Raw genomic sequence first — 18,030 nt, 5'->3', positions numbered from 1 at the left:
GTAGGCTGAACAGGTTCTGGCCCACCGTCGGGTTCGGCGTCATTCGGTCGGTCCAAGGAGGGCGACAGCCGGTGACAGGATGTCCGCGTGACCGATGATCTCCGTGATCTCCTGCGCTCCACGTTCCGCTGGACCGACCTCGGCCCCGGCACCGACTACATGGTCAGTGATCGCTCCGGCTGGTGGCGTGACCCGCGGATCCTGAACGGGCTCGGACCGGCTCTCGCCGGCCTCTTCCAGACGGAGCGCCCCACGGTGGTGGTGTCACCCGAGGTCACCGGATTCATGGTCGGCCCGCTGGTGGCACGGGCGCTGGGGGTGGGTTTCGTCGAGGCGTACCGGGCCGGCGCGCGCCGGGCCATCGCCGAGCCGATGATCTGGGCCGACGTCCCGGCCGACCATCGCGGCGAGACACAGCGCCTGGGCATCCGGCGGAACCTGGTCGGCGACTCCGACCGCGCGCTGGTCGTCGACGACTGGGCGGCCACCGGCGCCCAGGCCCGGGGCCTGCGGGACCTGCTCGGCGCGGCCTACGTGGGCACCGCGGTGATCGTCGACGAGTGCCCGCCCGAGATCAGCGCCGAGCTGGCCATCCGGAGCCTCCTGACCGGAACGGATCTCGATCCGTAGGCCGCCCACCACGATGGACCGGCGCCCGGCCGGTCAGCTCTTGCGCACGCGCTGGTAACCGGCGAGGGCGCCACGGGCCGGGTGCCAGCCGGTCGCGGTGTAGGAGGCCAGGCCACGCTGTACGTACGGGTCCTTGGCGAGCAGCTCGTGCGCCTCGGCCTCGGTGTCCACGTCCAGCAGGATGATGCCCCCGGTCGGCGGGTCGATCCGGCCCGCCGTGACCGAGTAACCGGCCTCCTCCAGCTCGGTGACGAAGGCCAGGTGATCGGCGCGGGCCTCATCCACCTCGGCGAGCGGCTTCAGGTACGTCGAAATCATCAGATACACGCCGCCATCGTAGATCCAGCCAAGGCCCGACGCTGATTTCCCTCTGAGACGCTGATTTCCCTCTAACGGGTGGGCCAGGTCCGGAAGTTCTCGGCGGACCGGCTCGCGGTGGGCCCGCGCTGTCCCTGGTAGCGGGAGCCGTAGACGTCCGACCCGTACGGGTGCTCGGCGGGGCTGGACAGCCGGAAGATGCAGAGCTGGCCGATCTTCATCCCCGGCCAGAGCTTGATCGGCAGGTTCGCCACATTGGAGAGCTCCAGCGTGACGTGGCCGGAGAACCCCGGGTCGATGAAGCCGGCGGTGGAGTGGGTGAGCAGGCCGAGACGGCCCAGGCTGCTCTTGCCCTCGAGCCGGGCGGCCAGGTCCTGTCCGAGGGTGACCACCTCGAGCGTCGACGCCAGGACGAACTCACCCGGGTGCAGCACGAACGGCTGGCCGTCCGCCACCTCGACCGCGGCGGTGAGCTCGTCCTGCTGCTCGGCCGGGTCGATGTGGGTGTACAAGTGGTTGTTGAAGACCCGGAAGAAGCGGTCCAGCCGGACGTCGATGCTGGACGGCTGCATGAGCGTCGGCTCGAACGGCTCCAGCGAGAGGCCACCGGTCTTGATCTCGGCGACCAGGTCACGGTCGGAAAGGAGCATTGCGACACCATACCGACCTGCCCGAATACCGATCTGCCCGGATCCGCGTGTTCGGTGGCTGTCTCGAACACATGTTCGATAGAATGCCCGCATGGCTACCTGGTCCGCTTTCGCCGCCGCCGAGCCGGCGCTCGCCGACGGCATCCGCGCGCTGCTCGAGCAGTACGGTCCCGGCATGGGCTACCTGGCGACCATCCGCCCCGACGGCGGCCCTCGCCTGCACCCGGTCTCGCCGGTCTTCACCGACGACGGGCTGTTCTGCTTCATCGTCGACTCACCGAAACGCCGCGACCTCGAGCGCGACGGCCGCTACGCCCTCCACGCCTATCCACCGGAGGACAACGACGACGAGGCCTGCCTGACCGGCCGTGCCGTCCCGGTGCGTGACCCGCTCACGGTCGGCCGCCTGGCCGGCGCCCTGCACGCGTCGCCCGACGTCGACTGGCGGCTCTTCGAGCTGACCGTCGACACGGCCATGCTGCGGCGCCACGGCCCGGCCGGCGCGCTCCCGCTGGCCGCCACCCCGTTCGTCCCCGCCTTCGCCCAGACCTGGCGGGCGCCGCGCGGCTTACGGCGCCCGCTCGCTGTCGCCAGCTGATCGCGGGGCGGTGCCGCCACCGAGATGGATAATCAGGTACAGTGGGGCAGCTTGCGGGTGTAGTTCAATGGCAGAACATCAGCTTCCCAAGCTGACAGCGCGGGTTCGATTCCCGTCACCCGCTCCACTCACGGAAGCCCTGGCCAGGACCTACGGTCCGCCAGGGCTTCCGTGTTCTCCGGGCGTCCCTTCCGGAACGGTGCTCAACCGCCGATGTGGACGAACACGTCGTCGATCTCGCCGGCGAACTGGTCGTTGCCCTGGCCCGGGCCCTTGCCGCCGATGCGCAGCGGCTCGGCGTTGGCGATCGACACCTGCGGCGGGACGGGGACGGAGGCTCGGGGCGCGCCGTCGACGAACATGACGAGGCGGTCGACGGTGCGGCGGCATTCGAGGTCGTGCCAGGCGCCGTCGGCCACGTCGATCCACGGTTCGGCGCGGTAGATCCGGGCCCGCTGGCCGGCGATGACGCAACTGGGGTGGCCCTGACGGTGGTCGACCTGGAGCTTGTACTGGCTGACGCCGCCGACCGAGTAGCCCTTCTGGAGGACGTTGGCGCCGTCGGCGAGGTCGGCGTGGGTCATCAGGATGGACGCGCCGTAGCGCAGAAGACGCTGCCCGGGATTGAAGCTGTCGTCGCGGGTCCCCTCCAGGATCGCCCGGGGGCAATCGCGTTCCCTCAGCAGGGTGCACCGGTCCGGGTAGGCGACGGCAAGACCGGACCCCTGGGGTACGAGGCGGAGCACCCCGCCGTTCTGGCCCAGCGGTCGTAGCTCATGACTACCGGTGGCGTCGGCGATCGGGTGGCCGACGCCGTCGTCGAAGTCGTAGTGGACGATGAACGGCCCACCGGCGGTGCGGATCCGGCCGGGCGCCACGGGCATCGAGAAGGCGCCGGCGTTGTTGAGGAAGCCCGGCGCCGGGCGGGCGACGGTCGAAGCGGCCGGGCCCGAGGGCGTCGGTGTCGTATCGGCCACGCCGGCTTCCGAGGGCGTGTACTGCGAGAGGGAAAATATCCAGGCCAGGACGAGGGCCGCGGAGAGGGTGCCGATCGGCAGGGCACGCCGACAGGAGTGACGCATGAAGGCTATTGTCCGGATTGCCGCTTACTTCGCTAACCGAAACTCCGTGACGCAAGCGGTTCCCCGGAAATTCCCTCGAACGTGGTCAGCCGAACCTCCGACACCGATCCGGGATGACGCGGGTCATCGCGCCCGGACCGCCGGGTGCGCGGTGCCGGCCGGCTCACCGATGACGGCGTGCAGCACGTCGTCCAGAGTGATCACGCCGAGCGGCCGCCGCCCGTCACTGACCAGGACGATGTGCAGCCGGTCCCGGCGCATGGTGAGCAGCAGGTCGGCCAGGCCCCGGTCCGGCGGCACCACGGCCAGCGGGCGGATCACCTCGGGCGGGATGGGCAGCCTGCGTTGCGTCGCGGCGTACCCGAGAACGTCCTTGACGTGAACGAAGCCCAGCACCCGCCGGGTCTCGCGCTGGACCACCGGAAAGCGCGACCGCCCGCTGCGGGTGGCCACCGCCTCCAGGGTTGCCGGTGACACGTCCGCCGCCACCGTGGTGACCCGGGACCAGGGCAGCAGCGTGTCGCCGGCGGTGCGGTTGTTGAGGCCGAGAGCGGCGTGGATGCGGGCGTACTGCTCCGAGCCGAGCAGGCCCTCGCTGCGCGCCTGGGTGACCATGCCGGCCAGCTCCTCGGCGGTGAAGACGGTCTTCACCGCGTCGGTGGTCTCGATCCTCCAGATCCGCAGGATCACCTTGGCCGCCCAGCGCATCGCGTTGAGCAGGGGCTTGGTGGCGGTGCAGAAGGCGAGCATGAACGGGCCCAGGATGAGCGCTGAGCGCTCCGGGCCGGCCAGCGTGATGTTCTTCGGCACCATCTCGCCGACCACCGTGTGCAGGAATGTCACGATCATCAGTGCCAGCACGAAGGCGATCGGGTGCACCATGTTGGCCGGCAGGCCGATACGCGAGAACGGGCCCTCCAGCAGATGTGCCACCGTCGGCTCGGCGATCGCACCGAGGACCAGCGTGCAGATCGTGATGCCCAGCTGCGCGCCGGCGATCATCAGCGGAATCTGGTTCATCGCCGACAGCGCCCACCGGGCGGCCTTGGACGTCTCGGCGAGCGGTTCCAGCGCGGTACGCCGGGAGGCGATCAGCGCGAACTCACCGCCCACGAACAGCCCGTTACCGACCAGCAGAACCGCCACGAACAGAAGTTCAGTCATCGGTGCTCTCCGCCGGCGCGACCACCCGGACCTGCTCGATCCGGTGCCGGTCGACCTGCATCACGGTGAACTCCCACCCGTCTTCCTCCAGCGATTCCCCGGCGACCGGGATATGGCCGAGCCGGGCGAGCAGGAAGCCGGCAAGCGTCTCGTACGGGCCCTCGGGCAGCCGGAAGCCGGTCTGCTCATGCGCCTCGTCCTCCCGCAGGAGACCGTCGACCAGAAACGTCTTCTCCCCACCCGGGGCGGTCAGCTCCTGTGTGCCGGTCTCGGCGAGGTCGGTGTCGTACTCGTCGGCGATCTCCCCGACCAGTTCCTCGACCAGGTCCTCGGTGGTGACCACGCCGTCGGTGCCGCCGTACTCGTCGACCACGATGGCCAGATCGGCGCCCGCCGCCCGCAGCGCCTCCAGCACCTTGTCGAGACTCAGACTCTCCGGTACGTAGACCGGCTCCCTGGCCAGCGTGGAGACGCGAGTGGCGGCCCGGCGCTCGGGCGGCACGCCGAGGGCCTCGTTCACACCGACGACCCCGGTCACGACGTCGAGCGTGTTCTCGTACACCGGAAATCGGGTGTGGCCGGTCGCCCGCGCCACCGTGATCAGATCCGCGGCGCTCGCGGTGGTCTTGAGGCCGACCACGTCGACGCGTGGCGTCATCGCCTTGGCCGCCCGTTTCTCGCCGAACCGGATGGTCCGGCGCATCAGGGTGGCGGTCTCGGCCGGCAGCGCGCCGGCCGAGGCGCTGATCGCGGCGAGCAGGCCGAGCTCCTCCGGCGAGCGGGCGCTGGCCAGTTCCTCCTGCGGTTCGATGCCGAGCCGGCGGACCAGCCAGTTGGCGGTGCCGTTGAGCGCGGCGATCAGCCATTTGAAGAGGGTCGAGAAGCCGCGCAGCGGGGTGGTGGTGCGCAGCGCGATCCCCATCGGACGGGCCAGCGCCGCGTTCTTGGGCACCAGCTCGCCGAAGAGCATCGAGATCAGGGTGGCCACGACCAGGGCGATCACGTGGGTGACGGTCCCGGTCGACGCGCCGGCCACCGGTTCCACCACGGGAGTGAAGATCGCGGAGAACGCCGGCTCGGCCAGGTAGCCGGTGAGCAGCGCGGTCAGCGTGATGCCCAGCTGCGCCCCGGAGAGCTGGAAGGAGAGTTCTCGCAGGGCGGTACGGACCTTGGCTGCGCGCCGGTCCCCGGCCTGGGCACGCGCGTCGATCTCAGCACGATCGACGGTCACCAGCCCGAACTCGGCTGCCACGAAGAACGCGTTGCCACCCGTCAGTAGCGCGAACGCGACCAGCGGGAGCACCGCGGTCAGGAGCAGGCCGTCCATGATCGCTTCACCTCGGCACTCATTGTGCCGGACCGGGACGTCCCGCACTAACCGCGCCGGGTGTGACATCCCGCCCGGGACAGGCCGATGGCCGGCCGCCTACGGCGACCGGCCATCAGTGGAGATCTTTCAGGCGTCCTTCTTGAGCGAGCGGAGCAGGACGGTGGCCACGTCGACCACCTCGACCTCTTCCTGCTTGCCCTTGCCGGTGACCCCGTCGCCGATCATCGTGTAGCAGAACGGGCAGCCCACGGCGATCGTCTTGGCGCCGGTGGCCAGGGCCTCCTCGGTGCGCTCGACGTTGATCCGCTTGCCGATCCGCTCCTCCATCCACATCCGGGCGCCGCCGGCGCCGCAGCAGAAGGAGCGTTCCTGGTTACGCGGCATCTCTTGGATATCGCCCGCGATGGACGAGCCCAGCAGCTCGCGAGGAGCGTCGAAGACTCGGTTGTGGCGGCCCAGGTAGCAGGGGTCGTGGTAGGTGACGCCGCCGTCTACCGGCTGCACCGGCGTGAGCTTCCCGGCGGCGACCAGGTGCGCCAGCAGCTGGGTGTGGTGGACCACCTCGACCTTGAGACCGAGCTGCTCGTACTCGTTGCCGAGGGTGTTGAAGCAGTGCGGGCAGGTCGCGACGATCTTCTTGGTGGTGTTCTCGCCGAGCGCCTCGGTCAGCACCTCGACGTTCTGCTGGGCGAGCATCTGGAAGATGAACTCGTTGCCGATCCGGCGGGCCGGGTCGCCGGTGCAGGTCTCACCCTCGCCGAGGATGGCGTACTTGACGCCGGCCTCGTTGAGCAGCGTGGCCACCGCGCGGGTGGTCTTCTTGGCCCGGTCCTCGAAGGCGCCGGCGCAGCCGACCCAGAACAGGTAGTCGAAGTCCTCGACCTCGCCGACCCGCGGCACCTCGAAGTCCAGGCCCTTGGTCCAGTCCTCGCGGGTGTTCTGCGGGGCGCCCCACGGGTTGCCCTTGTTCTCCAGGTTGCGCAGCATGACGCCGGCCTCGGAGGGGAAGCTCGACTCGATCAGCACCTGGTAGCGGCGCATGTCGACGATGTGGTCGATGTGCTCGATGTCGACCGGGCACTGCTCGACGCAGGCGCCGCAGGTGGTGCAGGACCAGAGCACGTCCGGGTCGATGACGCCCTGCTCCTCGGCGGTGCCGATCAGCGGGCGGTTGCCCTCGGCGAGCGCGAGGACGTCCATGTGCGCGAGCTGCGCCTCGGTGGCCTTCTCCTCGCCCATCAGGTCCTTGCCACCGCCGGCGAGCAGGTAGGGCGCCTTGGCGTAGGCGTGGTCACGCAGCGAGAGCACGAGCAGCTTCGGCGACAGCGGCTTGGCCGTGTTCCACGCCGGGCACTGCGACTGGCAGCGGCCGCACTCGGTGCAGGTGGAGAAGTCCAGCAGGCCCTTCCAGGTGAACTGCTCGACCTGGTTGACGCCGAAGAGGTCCTTCTCCGGGTCGGCCTCCTCGAAGTCGAGCGGCTTGCCCTCGCTCATCATCGGCTTCAGGGCGCCCAGGCCGGAACCGGCCGGCTTCTCCGGGCTGCGCTTGAAGTAGATGTTGAAGAACGCCAGGAAGCGGTGCCAGGCGACACCCATCGTCGGGTTCAGCGAGATGGTGATCAGCCAGGTCATCGAGATGAGGATCTTGACGAGCGCGGCCCAGGTGGCGCCGTCCTCCCAGGCCGGGAGCACCGAGCCGATGGCGTGGCTCAGCGGGGTGGCCCACAGCGGGTACTCGAAGTGCTCGGTGGCGACCTTGAAGCCCCGGATCAGGAAGCCGAAGATCAGCACGCCGACGATGACGGCCTCGACGAAGTACGCCTGCCACATTGTCGAGCCCAGGAACCGGCTCCGCTTCACCGCGCCCGGCTTCTGGCGCTGGCGGACGAATATCAGGTAGAGGATGCCGACCGTGCCGAGAATGCCGATCCACTCGGTGACCAGGCCGAAGACGACCCAGTGCCCGATGATCGGCAGGCCCAGGTCCGGGTCGACGACCTCGAAGTAGGCCTCGAGGACCAGCGACGACAGGATGACGAACGAGACCATCACGAACCAGTGGGCCGCGCCGATGGCGGACCACTTCAGCATCCTGGTGTGACCGACGGTCTCCACCACCATGGTCTTCGTCCGGACCTTCGGCTCGGCGAATCGGGCCGGATCGGGCTGGCCCTGCCGGATCACCGCGGTGATGGTCAGGACGGCACGAACCGCCAGATAGACGGCCACCACCGTGATTGCCCCTGCTAAGACGGTGGCGATTATCTGCGCGATGCCCATCTGGTGCCTCCTCGGTCGGCGGTGCGCCAGCCTATGTTACCCACGAGTAATAGACGGGCGCGCGCCGCAGGTCAAGGCGATGCACCCCCACGCCGAAAGCGCACCCCACGACGAGCGGGGGTGCGCTTACTTCTGCAGTTTTTCACGTGACCGCGCTATGGCGGGGTGTGAGATTCAGCGCCAGCGCGAGAGCAGGCCCAGTGAGGCCACCATGCAGCCGAAGCCCACCGCGAGGTTCCAGTACTGCCAGCTCTCCACCGGCCACTGCTGGGAGGACAGGTAGTAGACGACGAGCCACGCGATGCCGATGACGATCAGGGCGACCGCGGTCGCCGGAACCCACACCGGACTCGGCTTGTTGGACGCACCCTTGACTGCCGGGCTGATGTCCGACGGCGGGGTGTAGACCTTCTTCTTGCGAACCTGTGACTTGGGCACGGTGCTCTCCTGAGGGCAACAAGTGGTGAACAACCCACCGTTGAGCGGCTCCGGGAGTCCCGAATGCTGCCCGTGGCGAATACTGTTCGACAGCTAGCGTAGTCAAGGCGTTGTGCAGAGAGGCACCCGCCGGGGCAGGAAAATACCTCGGCGTCTGTTCTTGAGGGGGCGGGGTGGGTTTTCGAGTGGTAGGCGACGTGGACGACGGCGCTGCCGGGGCCTCCTGGAAACTCGTTCTCCGGCGCGTCGCCCGCGGCCTCCGGCCACGGCGCGAACAGCACCGTTCCGTCTGGTCGGTGGGGGTTCCGCTGATCGCGCTGGCGGCGGGTCTGCTCTTCACCACCTCAGCGAACACCGCCGACGGTACGGCACTGCGCGACGACCGGCGCCCGAAACTGACCCAGCTGATCGCCGAGAAGCGGGACCGCCTGGCGGCCGGCGAGAAGCGCGCGACCGAGCTGCGGACGTCGGTGGACGCCGAGACCGCCCGGCTGGCCGAACTGGACCGCCCGGCCCTCGACCAGGCCGGCGTCCTACGTCAGTCGGCCGGCTTCTCGAAGATGCACGGTCCGGGTCTGAGCATCACCCTCGACGACTCCCCCCGACGTGATTCCGACTTCGGCGACAACGCTCCGGACAACGACGCTCTGGTCGTCCACCAGGGCGATGTCCAGGCCGTCGTGAACGCTCTCTGGGCTGGTGGGGCCGAGGCCATGACGATCATGGATGTCCGAGTGATCTCCACGAGCGCGGTACGCTGCGTCGGCAACACGCTGCTCCTTCACGGCCAGGTCTTCTCACCACCCTTCAAGATCACAGCGATCGGCGAACCCACAGCGCTGAGTCGCGCGTTGGAGTCGTCAGAGGGAGTCAGGCAGTTCCGGGAGGCCGTCGCCGACTTCGGGCTCGGTTACCAGGAAAAGGTGGAGAAGAACGTGACTTTGCAGGCGTACGACGGTTCGACCGATCTCCGATCGGCGCAGGCTGCCCGGTGATGGTTCCCCCGGAGTACCCGGCACGCCCGTCCGGATCGGGCCGCCATCGCGCACCGGACAGCGACGCGCAGACCGCCTACATCCCCCGGATCACCGATGCGGCGCCCGACGGGGTGCCCGGCGGGCCACTCGCGCCGCCGATCGGGCCGGGCGGCAACGTCGACCCGCGTCCCGAGCCCACCGCGTCGCGGGCCGGCGGGAACACTTTCCCCGCGAAGGCCCCCGCAAACGATCTGGGCGGCCCGACAGTGCCGATCCCCAACCGGACCCCCACTCCGGCGGTCCCGCCGCCCAGCGAGCCGCTGAGCCCGCCCGCGGACCCGGTGGCGATCACCGCCGGGGCGCCCACCGCCGGACGGCAGCCCAGTGACCGCTGGTCGCGCACCGACCCGGCCTGGCCCCCGCCGGAGGTGCCCGGCTCCCCCAGCGGAACCACCGCCTGGCTGCCCACGGCGGGCACACCGGCGCAGCCCTGGACGGCCGGCCCGACACGGGACCCGAGCGTCACCACGGTCATCCGTACGGTGGACGCTCCGACCGGCATTCTCCCGACGATCCCGGAGAAACCCGCGAAGAGCGCGGCGGATGCCGCCCGGGAGGCGGCCGGGCCGGACGCCGCGCTCGGAGCCGCATCGGTGACCACCACTGCCGGAGCAGGCTCCGGTGGCGGCTCGGCCGGCACCGACGCACCGGACCCGGACCCCGCGGAGCCCGCCAAGGCGAAGCGGGGTGAGCGGGTGGTCCAGCTGCGGCCGGAGCAGACCGGCGAGGGCTACAAGAGCGTCTATTCGGAGCTGACCCGCCCCACCATCGGCACCCGGATCCGGACCGTCATCCGCACCTCCGGCGAAATCATGATCACTTTCGGTCTGGTGGTGCTGCTCTTCGCCGGCTACCAGGTCTTCGGGAACTCCGCGGCGGTGCAGGCCGAGCAGGACAACCTCGGCGAGGAACTGGACCAGGCCTGGGCCGACCCGACCGTGGCACCGACCGCGAGCACGGCGGTCAAGGGCCCCAAGGCGCCCGGCGCCAATCTGGTCGGCCGCCTCTACATCCCGAAGTTCGACAAGAAGTGGGTGGTCGTCGACGGCGTGCAGCCCGACGACATCCGGTACGCGCCGGGCCACTACCCGGAGACCGCGAAACCCGGGAAGGTCGGCAACTTCTCGGTCGCCGGCCACCGGATCAAAAAGATCTTCTGGCGCCTCGACGAGCTCCAGCCCGGCGACGTGATCGGCGTCGAGACCCGGGAGAGCTGGTTCGTCTACCGCGTCTACGACCAGGAGATCGTGAAGCCGAACCAGGTCGAGGTGGTCGCCGCGGTCCCCGGCAAGCCCAAGGCGAAACCCACCAAGGCGCTGCTCACGCTGACCACCTGCAACCCGAAGTTCAACAACTACCAGCGCCTGGTCGTCCACGCCGAACTCGTCCAGACCGTCCCCCGGGATCAGGCCCTGCCCGACGCCGGCATGCCGGCCGAGATGAAGGCATAACGGATGTACGCATGGATCTGGCGCAAGCTGCCGGGCGGCCGCTGGAGCAAGCTGACCATGTCGCTGGCACTGGTGTCGGTGGTCGGGCTGCTGCTCTGGTACGTGGTGTTCCCGTGGGCCACCCCGCTGCTGCCGTTCGACGACGTCCAGGTGGAGGCCGGCACCGGGGAGGACGCCGGCGGCACCACCGTCGTCCCGGGTGACGACGAGCTTCCCTACAGCACGACCTCCAATCAACCGCAGCCCAGCCCCAGCAGGTGATGACGTGCGCATTCTGGTGATCGACAACTACGACTCGTTCGTTTTCAACCTGGTGCAGTACCTCGGCCAGCTCGGCGCCGACTGCGAGGTGCGGCGCAACGACGAGATCTCGGTGGCCGAGGTGGGCGGCTTCGGCGCGGCCGGCATCCTGCTGTCGCCCGGCCCCGGCGAGCCGACCCGTGCCGGGATCATGATGGACGTCATCAAGGAGTACGCCGGGAAGATCCCGATGTTCGGTGTCTGCCTGGGCCATCAGGCGATCGGCGCCGCGTTCGGGGCGACCGTGGCCCGCGCCCCCGAGCTGCTGCACGGCAAGACGTCCGACGTGCACCACACGGGTGTGGGTGTGCTCGCCGGGCTGCCCGACCCGTTCACCGCGACCCGCTACCACTCGCTCGCCGTCGTGCCGGAGACGCTGCCCGCGGAGATCGAGGTGACCGGCACGACCGAGTCCGGCGTGGTGATGGCGATGCGGCACCGCGAGCTGCCGATCGAGGGCGTGCAGTTCCACCCGGAGTCGGTGCTGACCGAGGGCGGTCACACCATGCTGGCGAACTGGCTGGCCGCGTGCGGCCTGCCGTCCGCCCTGGAGAAGGCCCCGGCGCTGGCCGCCGAGGTGGAGACCCGCCGCCGCGCCGCCTTCGCCACCGCCTGACCTGACGACACGAAAAAGGCCGGGGAGTCCCCGGCCTTTTTCGTGGTCGTACGTCTCAGTCGAATTCCACGCCGGCGCCCGCGCCGGTCGTGTCGGGCGACGGGGAACCGCTGGGGTTCGGGTCGGCCTCGACGATCACTTGCAGTTTGACCTGCGTGTTCTTCTTTACCTTCTTCCCGGCGGCGGGAGTCTGGGTGAACACGGTGCCCGGCTCGCCGTCGACCTGGACGAAGACCACGTCGAAGGTCAGGAAGTTCTCCTCCAGCAGGGCCTCGGCGGTCTCCTGGGAGCGGCCCTTCACGTCCGGCACGATCACCAGATTGTTGTTCGACACCTTGACCGTGATCGTGGTGCCGGGCGCGACCTTCTCGCCCTCGCTCTCGACCTCGAGAACCTGACCCTTCTCGGCCACGCTGTCGACGCTGCGGAAGTCCACCTCGAGACCGACGCCCTCCAAAGCCTTCTTGGCCTGGGCGCTGGTGCCACCGACCAGGGTGTCCGGCACGGGCACCTCGTCCGGCTTGTTGCACACCTGGTAGGTGACCTGCTGGGTGAGCTCCGTGGTGGTGCCGGGCTGCGGGTCCTGGTCGACGATCTTGCCGGTGCAGTCCTCACCCGTCGTCGGCTTCTTGGGAACGACGTTGGTCAGCCCCACCCGGTTGAGTTCCGCGTTCGCCTGGTCCAGGGTCAGATCCACCAGCGTCGGCATGGGGACCGACTGCGGCTCGTTGTTGGTGGGCGTCTTGTTGTCGCGGTCCATCGCCAGGGCCACACCGAGAACCACCACGACCAGTACGGCCACGCCGGCCACCGCGGCCATCACCCACGACGACCGGCTCTCCGGCTTCTGGGGCGCGCCCATCCCCGGCGAGACCGGCCGCTGCATGGTGGTGGCGGCCTGCGGCTGCCACTGCTGGTGCGGGCCGCCGGTCATCGCCACGGTCTCGGCCTGGCTCATCACCGGGGTGGCCATCACCGGGCGGCCGGAGACGGCACGCAGCGCGTCGGCGCGCATCTCCTGGGCGCTCTGATAACGGTTGAGCGGGTTCTTGGCCAGCGCCTTCAGCACGATCGCGTCGATGTCCGGCGGGATGTCACGGTTGATCGAGCTGGGCGTCCGCGGGTCCTCCCGGACGTGCTGGTAGGCCACGCTCACCGGGCTGTCACCGACGAACGGCGGGTGGCCGATGACCAGCTCGAAGAGGACGCAACCGGCGGCGTACACATCGGACCGGGCGTCGACCGACTCGCCGCGCGCCTGCTCCGGGGAAAGGTACTGCGCCGTGCCGATGACCGCGCTGGTCTGTGTCATCGTGGTAGCGCCACTGGCCAGCGCCCGGGCGATGCCGAAGTCCATCACCTTGATCTGGCCGTTCTGCGTGACCATCACGTTGCCGGGCTTGATGTCCCGGTGGATGATCCCGTGCCGGTGGCTGAACTCCAGGGCGGCGCAGATGTCGGCGATGATCTCGAGGGCCCGGCGTGGCTGGAGGCGCTGCTCCTGGGCGAGCACCTCCTTGAGGGTCCGTCCGTTGACGAACTCCATCACGATGAACGGGAGCTTCTCGCCGGTGGCCGACACCTCTTCACCGGTGTCGTAGACGGCGACGATGGCGGGGTGGTTCAGCGCCGCGGAGTTCTGCGCCTCGCGGCGGAACCGCTCCTGGAAAGTGGCGTCACGAGCCAGGTCGGTACGCAGCATCTTGATCGCGACGTCGCGCCCGAGCCGGAGGTCACGGCCACGGTGCACCTCGGCCATGCCGCCGTAGCCGAGCAGCTCGCCGACCTGGTACCTGCCGCCGAGCAGGCGGGCCTGCGCCGTCATAACGTCTGTCGTCCTTCGTTCGGTCGGATCCAGCCGAGCTGGGCATCGGCTTTCGTAAGACGGTACGACGCCACCGACACAGGGTCAGCGACCGCGTCCGAGCGGAGGATAGCCGGGGAGCTGCTGTGATAGCCCAGCGTGTTGCTCCCGGCGGTGGTGCCGTTGCCATGTCGTAACAGGAAAGAGATGACCCCGGCGCAGAGCAGCACCAGGAGCGCCAGTACGACGGCGAGGACAACCAGCACCTGGCGTCCGAAGGAGCTCTCCGGCTTGGCGGCCGGAGGATGGTAGGCATTGACCGGCGGAGCCGACTGCTGCCGGTAGGGGGCCGGCGACATCGGTGGCGCCACCGGCGGTGGGACCGGCACCGACGCCGCTCCCCGGGCACCGGAGACCGGCCGGGGCACCGCGGCCCGGGCCGCCCCCGCGGTGGGGCCGCCGGACTGCGGACGGTTCATCGGCGGCGCCGGGCTGACCGGCGGGGCCGGCTGAACGACCGGCTGCTGCACGTTCGTGGTCAGCGAGGACGCCGCCTGCCGGGCCACCGCGGCCATCGCCGAGGCGCTGGGCCAGCGGGCCGCCGGGTCCTTGGCCATGGCGCGTTCCACGATGGCGCGGACCGCGGGCGGGATGTCGCCGGGCAGCGGCCGCGGGGTCTCCCGGACGTGCTTCATGGCGATCTCGATCGGGGTCGCGCCGTCGAACGGCCGGTGGCCGGAGAGGCACTGGTAGGCGACGACACCGAGGGCGTACACATCGGAGGCCGGGGTGGCGACGTCGCCGGCGGCCTGTTCCGGGGAGATGTACGACGCCGTGCCCAGCACCGCGCCGGCCACGGTGAGCTGGCCCACGAGTGCCGAGCGGGCGATGCCGAAGTCGGTCAGGACCAGGGTGCCGTTCGGGCGTACCAGAAGGTTTCCGGGTTTGACGTCGCGATGCACGATGCCGTTGGCGTGTGCGGCCTGGAGTGCGTCGGCGGCCTGCGCGACAAGCGCCATGGTCCGGGCCGGCGTCAGCCGGCCCACCCGGCTCAGCGTCCGGGAGAGGGCGTCACCCTCGACGTACTCCATGACCAGGAACGCGATCTGCTGGTCGCTGCCGTAGTCGTAGACGTCCACGACGCCCGGGTGGTTGATGGTCGCCATGGTCCGGGCCTCACCGCGGAACCGCTCGGCGAAGCCCGGCTCGTCGAGCAGGGCGGGCAGCAGGATCTTGACCGCGACGGTACGGCCCAGCACGTCATCCGTGCCGCGCCAGACGTCGCCCATGCCGCCCCCGGCGATCCGCTCCTCCAAGCGGTATCGCCCCCCGAGCGTGACCCCCGGGCGGATCATGTCAGTTCCCTCCCTGGCCCGCGGCGGCCTTCATGATGAGCCCGGCGATCCGGGCAGCCTCGGCACTGGCGTGCCCGCCGGGCACGTTCTCCAGCATGACGCACACCGCGGAGACCGGTTTGCCGTCCTCATCAAGGGCGTAGCCGACGAACCACCCGTGCGGGTCGGCGCCCGCGACGTTCTGTGCGGTACCGGTCTTGCCGCCGACGGTGAGCCCGGAGATCCGCGCGTTCTTGCCGGTGCCCTCCTCGACGACGCTCTGCATCATCTCCTGGAGGTCCTTCGCGACTGAGGAGTCGATCGGCTGGCGCAGTTCCTTCGGCTTGGCCGTGTAGATCGTCCGGCGGTCCGAGTCGAGCTGCTGTTGCACCAGGTAGGGCTGCATCTGGCTGCCGTTGTTGGCGACCGTCGCGGCGATCAGGGCGCCCTGCATCGGGGTCATCCGGACGTCGCGCTGGCCGAGCGAGGACTGGGCCAGCGCGGCCTTGTCCACGGAGCCGTCCTCGTTCGCGATGGCGCCGGTCCGGCTGGCCGCCACCGACAGGCCCTTCTTGCTCTCCAGGTCGCCGACGACGAGGCCCTCGTCCTCGAAGCCCCACTTCTTCGCTGTGTCGATCACCACATCGCGGCCGAGCTTCACGCCGAGCCGCGAATACGCGGTGTTACAGCTCGTGGTCAGGGCTTCCTTCAGCGTGATCGTGCTGCCGGGGCAGACCTCGTCCTCGGAGTTGCGGATCGTCGCGCCGCCCTCCTGGTAGACGTTGCCCGCCTGGAGCTCGCTGCCGATGTTGTAGTTGTGCTCCAGCGCGGCCGCCGAGACGATCACCTTGAACACCGAGCCGGGCGGCAGGGTGTTCGCCACCGCACGGTTCAGCAGCGGCTTGTCCTTGTCGGCCTCGAGCTTGTCGTAGGCCTGCCGGGCCACCGCCGTGTCGTGGCTGACCAGCGGGTTCGGGTTGTAACTCGGCATCGACACCATGGCCTGCACGGCGCCGGTGGCCGGGTCGATCGCGACCGCCGCGCCCTTGGTGACACCGCGCTCGTTGTCGGTCATCTGCTTCCAGGCGACCTCCTGCGCACGCGGGTTGATCGACAGGACGATGTTGCCGCCGCTGGTGCTGTCACCGGTGAACATGTCGCTGAGCCGGTCCGCGAAGAGCTTGTCGCTGGCGCCGGAGAGGATGTCGTTCTCGGCCGCCTCGATGCCGACCGCGGCGCCGTCCACCGGCTTGTAACCGAGGATCGGCGCGTAGATCTCCTTCTTCGGGTAGACCCGCTGGTACTTCAGCTCGCCCTCGGTCTCGGTGTTCTGGGCGAGGGCGACACCGCCGGCCGCCTCGATCGAACCGCGGGGGCGTTCGTACTCCGCGACCTGGACCCGCTGGTTGCGCGGATCGGTGCGGTAGTCGTCGGCCTTGTACGCCTGGATCCAGTTGAGATTGGCGAAGATCAGGCCGAACAGGACGAGGATGACGACGCCGGAGCGTCGGAGGGGGGCGTTCACGGCTTGATCACCTCCGTCATGGCGCCGTGCAACTGGGTGGGTGCCTTCTTAGGGCCGCTGGTCCGCTCGGCGATGCTGTTCGCCGGCCGGCGCGCGGCATCGGAGATCCGCAACAGCATGGCGATGAGCAACCAGTTCGCCATCAGCGACGAGCCACCGGCGGAGAGGAACGGGGTGGTCTGGCCGGTCAGCGGGATGAGGCCGGTGATGCCGCCGAGGATGACGAAGACCTGCAGGCCGAGGGTGAAGGCCAGACCGCCGGCGACCAGCTTGCCGAACGAGTCGCGGACCGCCAGCGCGGCGTGCAGGCCACGCTCCACGATCAGCAGGTAGATGACCAGCAGCGCGGCGAGCCCGAACAGGCCGATCTCCTCACCGAGGCCGGCGAAGATGAAGTCGGTCCGGACCTCGGGCACCTTGCCCGGTGAGCCGGCGCCCGGCCCGGTGCCGAAGAGGCCGCCGGTGCCGAGCCCGAGCAGGCCCTGGACCAGCTGGTAGCTGTTGCCGCTCTCGCGTGTGTAGTTCTCCTGGGAGAACGGGTCGAGCCACAGCTCGGCGCGGTCGTAGAAGTTCGCGAACGGGCCGCCGATCGCGGCGCCCAGCAGGTACGCCACGTAGACGCCGCCGAAGAACAGGACCAGGCCGATGATCAGCCAGCTGGACCGCTCGGTGGCGACGTACAGCGTGACGACGAAGAGCCCGAAGTACAGCAGGGCGGTGCCGAGGTCCTTCTCGAAGACGAGGACGAGGAGGCTGAACAGCCACACCGTGACGACCGGGCCCAGGTCCCGGCCACGCGGGAAGTCGATGCCGAGGAAGCGGTGGCTCGCCAGCGACAGGACCTCCCGCTTGCGCACCAGGTAGTACGCGAAGAAGGAGACCAGGGCGAGCTTGGCGAACTCACCCGGCTGGATCGAGACCGACCCGAACCGGATCCACAGCTTCGCGCCGTTGACCTCGGAGATGCTGCTAGGCAGCACCGCCGGGATCATCATCAGCACGATGCCGACCAGGCCCAGGGTGTACGCGTACCGCGAGATCACCTTGTGGTCGCGCAGCAGCAGGAGCAGCACCGCCGCCAGGATCAGCGACAGCAGCGTCCAGGCCAGCTGACGGCCGCCGGTCTCGGCGAAGAAACCCGGCACGGGCTCGTCGTTGGCGATCGCCCGGGCGATGTCGAGGCGGCGCAGGAACGCCACCCCGATGCCGTTGATCAGCGCCACCGCCGGCAGCAGCACCGGGTCGGCGAACGGAGCGGTGAACCGGACGACCACGTGCAGGCCGAGGAACAGGATGCCGATCAGCGCGGCCGGCACCCAGAAGTTCGGCCGGATCTCGTCGAACTGGTTCGCCTCCACCGTCGCGCCGAACGCGGCGACGAGGAGCATGGCGAAGGCGAGCAGTCCGAGCTCGGCGTTGCGGCGCGTCTTCCATTGCCGGATACGCGACATCTCGCCCGTGGAGGCGGGTGTC

The 18,030-nt window shown here is 69.6% G+C and carries 17 protein-coding genes and 1 tRNA gene; 7 read left to right on the top strand and 11 right to left on the bottom strand.

Annotation, left to right across the window (positions count from 1 at the left end; translation table 11 throughout):
• Positions 1–87 precede the first annotated feature (87 nt).
• Positions 88–630: a phosphoribosyltransferase gene (locus KZ829_RS30790; RefSeq protein WP_220147371.1), complete on the top strand. Its 543-nt coding sequence runs from the start codon at positions 88–90 to the stop codon at positions 628–630.
• Between the two features lie 33 nt (positions 631–663).
• Here KZ829_RS30790 and KZ829_RS30785 read toward each other — a convergent pair whose 3' ends face one another.
• Positions 664–948 carry a YciI family protein gene (locus KZ829_RS30785; protein ID WP_204296630.1) on the bottom strand — a complete coding sequence of 95 codons (285 nt, stop codon included), beginning with the start codon at positions 946–948 and terminating at the stop codon, positions 664–666.
• 71 nt (positions 949–1,019) lie between these two features.
• Positions 1,020–1,598 (bottom strand): dCTP deaminase, encoded by a 579-nt coding sequence (gene dcd, locus KZ829_RS30780; protein WP_220147370.1) that lies wholly within the window; start codon positions 1,596–1,598, stop codon positions 1,020–1,022.
• A 91-nt stretch (positions 1,599–1,689) separates the two neighbouring features.
• Here dcd and KZ829_RS30775 point away from each other — a divergent pair, with 91 nt between their 5' ends.
• Together KZ829_RS30775 and KZ829_RS30770 are read left to right on the top strand one after the other, a co-directional pair.
• The gene (locus KZ829_RS30775) at positions 1,690–2,196 is read left to right on the top strand and encodes a pyridoxamine 5'-phosphate oxidase family protein (protein ID WP_220147369.1); all 507 of its coding nucleotides are present in this window, start codon (positions 1,690–1,692) and stop codon (positions 2,194–2,196) included.
• A gap of 53 nt (positions 2,197–2,249) precedes the next feature.
• A tRNA-Gly gene (locus KZ829_RS30770) sits at positions 2,250–2,323 on the top strand.
• Positions 2,324–2,399: 76 nt separating this feature from the next.
• On the opposite strand, the gene KZ829_RS30765 is transcribed toward KZ829_RS30770, so the two are convergent.
• The 5 genes from KZ829_RS30765 to KZ829_RS30745 form a co-directional block, all read right to left on the bottom strand.
• The gene (locus KZ829_RS30765; RefSeq protein ID WP_220147368.1) at positions 2,400–3,278 is read right to left on the bottom strand and encodes a LamG-like jellyroll fold domain-containing protein; all 879 of its coding nucleotides are present in this window, start codon (positions 3,276–3,278) and stop codon (positions 2,400–2,402) included.
• Between the two features lie 123 nt (positions 3,279–3,401).
• Entirely contained in the window at positions 3,402–4,442 is a 1,041-nt protein-coding gene (locus KZ829_RS30760) for a hemolysin family protein (RefSeq protein WP_220147367.1), read from the bottom strand.
• Positions 4,435–5,769, bottom strand: coding sequence for a hemolysin family protein (locus tag KZ829_RS30755; RefSeq protein WP_220147366.1), 1,335 nt, complete (start codon positions 5,767–5,769; stop codon positions 4,435–4,437). The genes KZ829_RS30760 and KZ829_RS30755 overlap by 8 nt, the downstream gene beginning before the upstream one ends.
• Before the next feature lie 129 nt (positions 5,770–5,898).
• Entirely contained in the window at positions 5,899–8,052 is a 2,154-nt protein-coding gene (locus tag KZ829_RS30750; protein WP_220147365.1) for a (Fe-S)-binding protein, read from the bottom strand.
• Positions 8,053–8,226: 174 nt separating this feature from the next.
• Positions 8,227–8,490, bottom strand: a complete 264-nt coding sequence (locus tag KZ829_RS30745) for a cell division protein CrgA (RefSeq protein WP_183225786.1) — start codon at positions 8,488–8,490, stop codon at positions 8,227–8,229.
• A gap of 197 nt (positions 8,491–8,687) precedes the next feature.
• On the opposite strand from KZ829_RS30745, the gene KZ829_RS30740 reads away from it, so the two are divergent.
• Genes KZ829_RS30740 through KZ829_RS30725 form a run of 4 tightly spaced genes read left to right on the top strand, consistent with a single transcriptional unit; the run spans position 8,688 to position 11,894 of the window.
• Complete coding sequence (locus KZ829_RS30740; protein WP_220147364.1) at positions 8,688–9,485, top strand: DUF881 domain-containing protein; 798 nt, start codon at positions 8,688–8,690, stop codon at positions 9,483–9,485.
• Complete coding sequence (locus KZ829_RS30735) at positions 9,485–10,978, top strand: class E sortase (protein ID WP_220147363.1); 1,494 nt, start codon at positions 9,485–9,487, stop codon at positions 10,976–10,978. The genes KZ829_RS30740 and KZ829_RS30735 overlap by 1 nt, the downstream gene beginning before the upstream one ends.
• Positions 10,979–10,981: 3 nt before the next feature.
• Complete coding sequence (locus tag KZ829_RS30730) at positions 10,982–11,239, top strand: hypothetical protein (protein WP_220147362.1); 258 nt, start codon at positions 10,982–10,984, stop codon at positions 11,237–11,239.
• Between the two features lie 4 nt (positions 11,240–11,243).
• Positions 11,244–11,894, top strand: a complete 651-nt coding sequence (locus KZ829_RS30725) for an aminodeoxychorismate/anthranilate synthase component II (RefSeq protein WP_220147361.1) — start codon at positions 11,244–11,246, stop codon at positions 11,892–11,894.
• A gap of 55 nt (positions 11,895–11,949) precedes the next feature.
• On the opposite strand, the gene pknB is transcribed toward KZ829_RS30725, so the two are convergent.
• Genes pknB through KZ829_RS30705 form a run of 4 tightly spaced genes read right to left on the bottom strand, consistent with a single transcriptional unit; the run spans position 11,950 to position 18,008 of the window.
• Positions 11,950–13,719 carry a Stk1 family PASTA domain-containing Ser/Thr kinase gene (gene pknB, locus KZ829_RS30720; RefSeq protein ID WP_220147360.1) on the bottom strand — a complete coding sequence of 590 codons (1,770 nt, stop codon included), beginning with the start codon at positions 13,717–13,719 and terminating at the stop codon, positions 11,950–11,952.
• The gene (locus KZ829_RS30715) at positions 13,716–15,053 is read right to left on the bottom strand and encodes a serine/threonine-protein kinase (RefSeq protein WP_220147359.1); all 1,338 of its coding nucleotides are present in this window, start codon (positions 15,051–15,053) and stop codon (positions 13,716–13,718) included. Before KZ829_RS30715 ends, pknB begins: the two co-directional genes overlap by 4 nt.
• Position 15,054: 1 nt before the next feature.
• Positions 15,055–16,557, bottom strand: a complete 1,503-nt coding sequence (locus KZ829_RS30710; protein WP_220147358.1) for a peptidoglycan D,D-transpeptidase FtsI family protein — start codon at positions 16,555–16,557, stop codon at positions 15,055–15,057.
• A complete protein-coding gene (locus KZ829_RS30705; protein WP_220147357.1) occupies positions 16,554–18,008 on the bottom strand; it encodes an FtsW/RodA/SpoVE family cell cycle protein in 1,455 nt (484 codons plus the stop codon). Before KZ829_RS30705 ends, KZ829_RS30710 begins: the two co-directional genes overlap by 4 nt.
• Positions 18,009–18,030 lie beyond the last annotated feature (22 nt).

Source organism: Actinoplanes hulinensis (assembly GCF_019429605.1).
Classification (GTDB): Bacteria; Actinomycetota; Actinomycetes; order Mycobacteriales; family Micromonosporaceae; genus Actinoplanes; species Actinoplanes campanulatus.
Note: the sequence above shows the minus strand (reverse complement) of the source record. Positions and strands in the feature narration are given on the sequence as shown.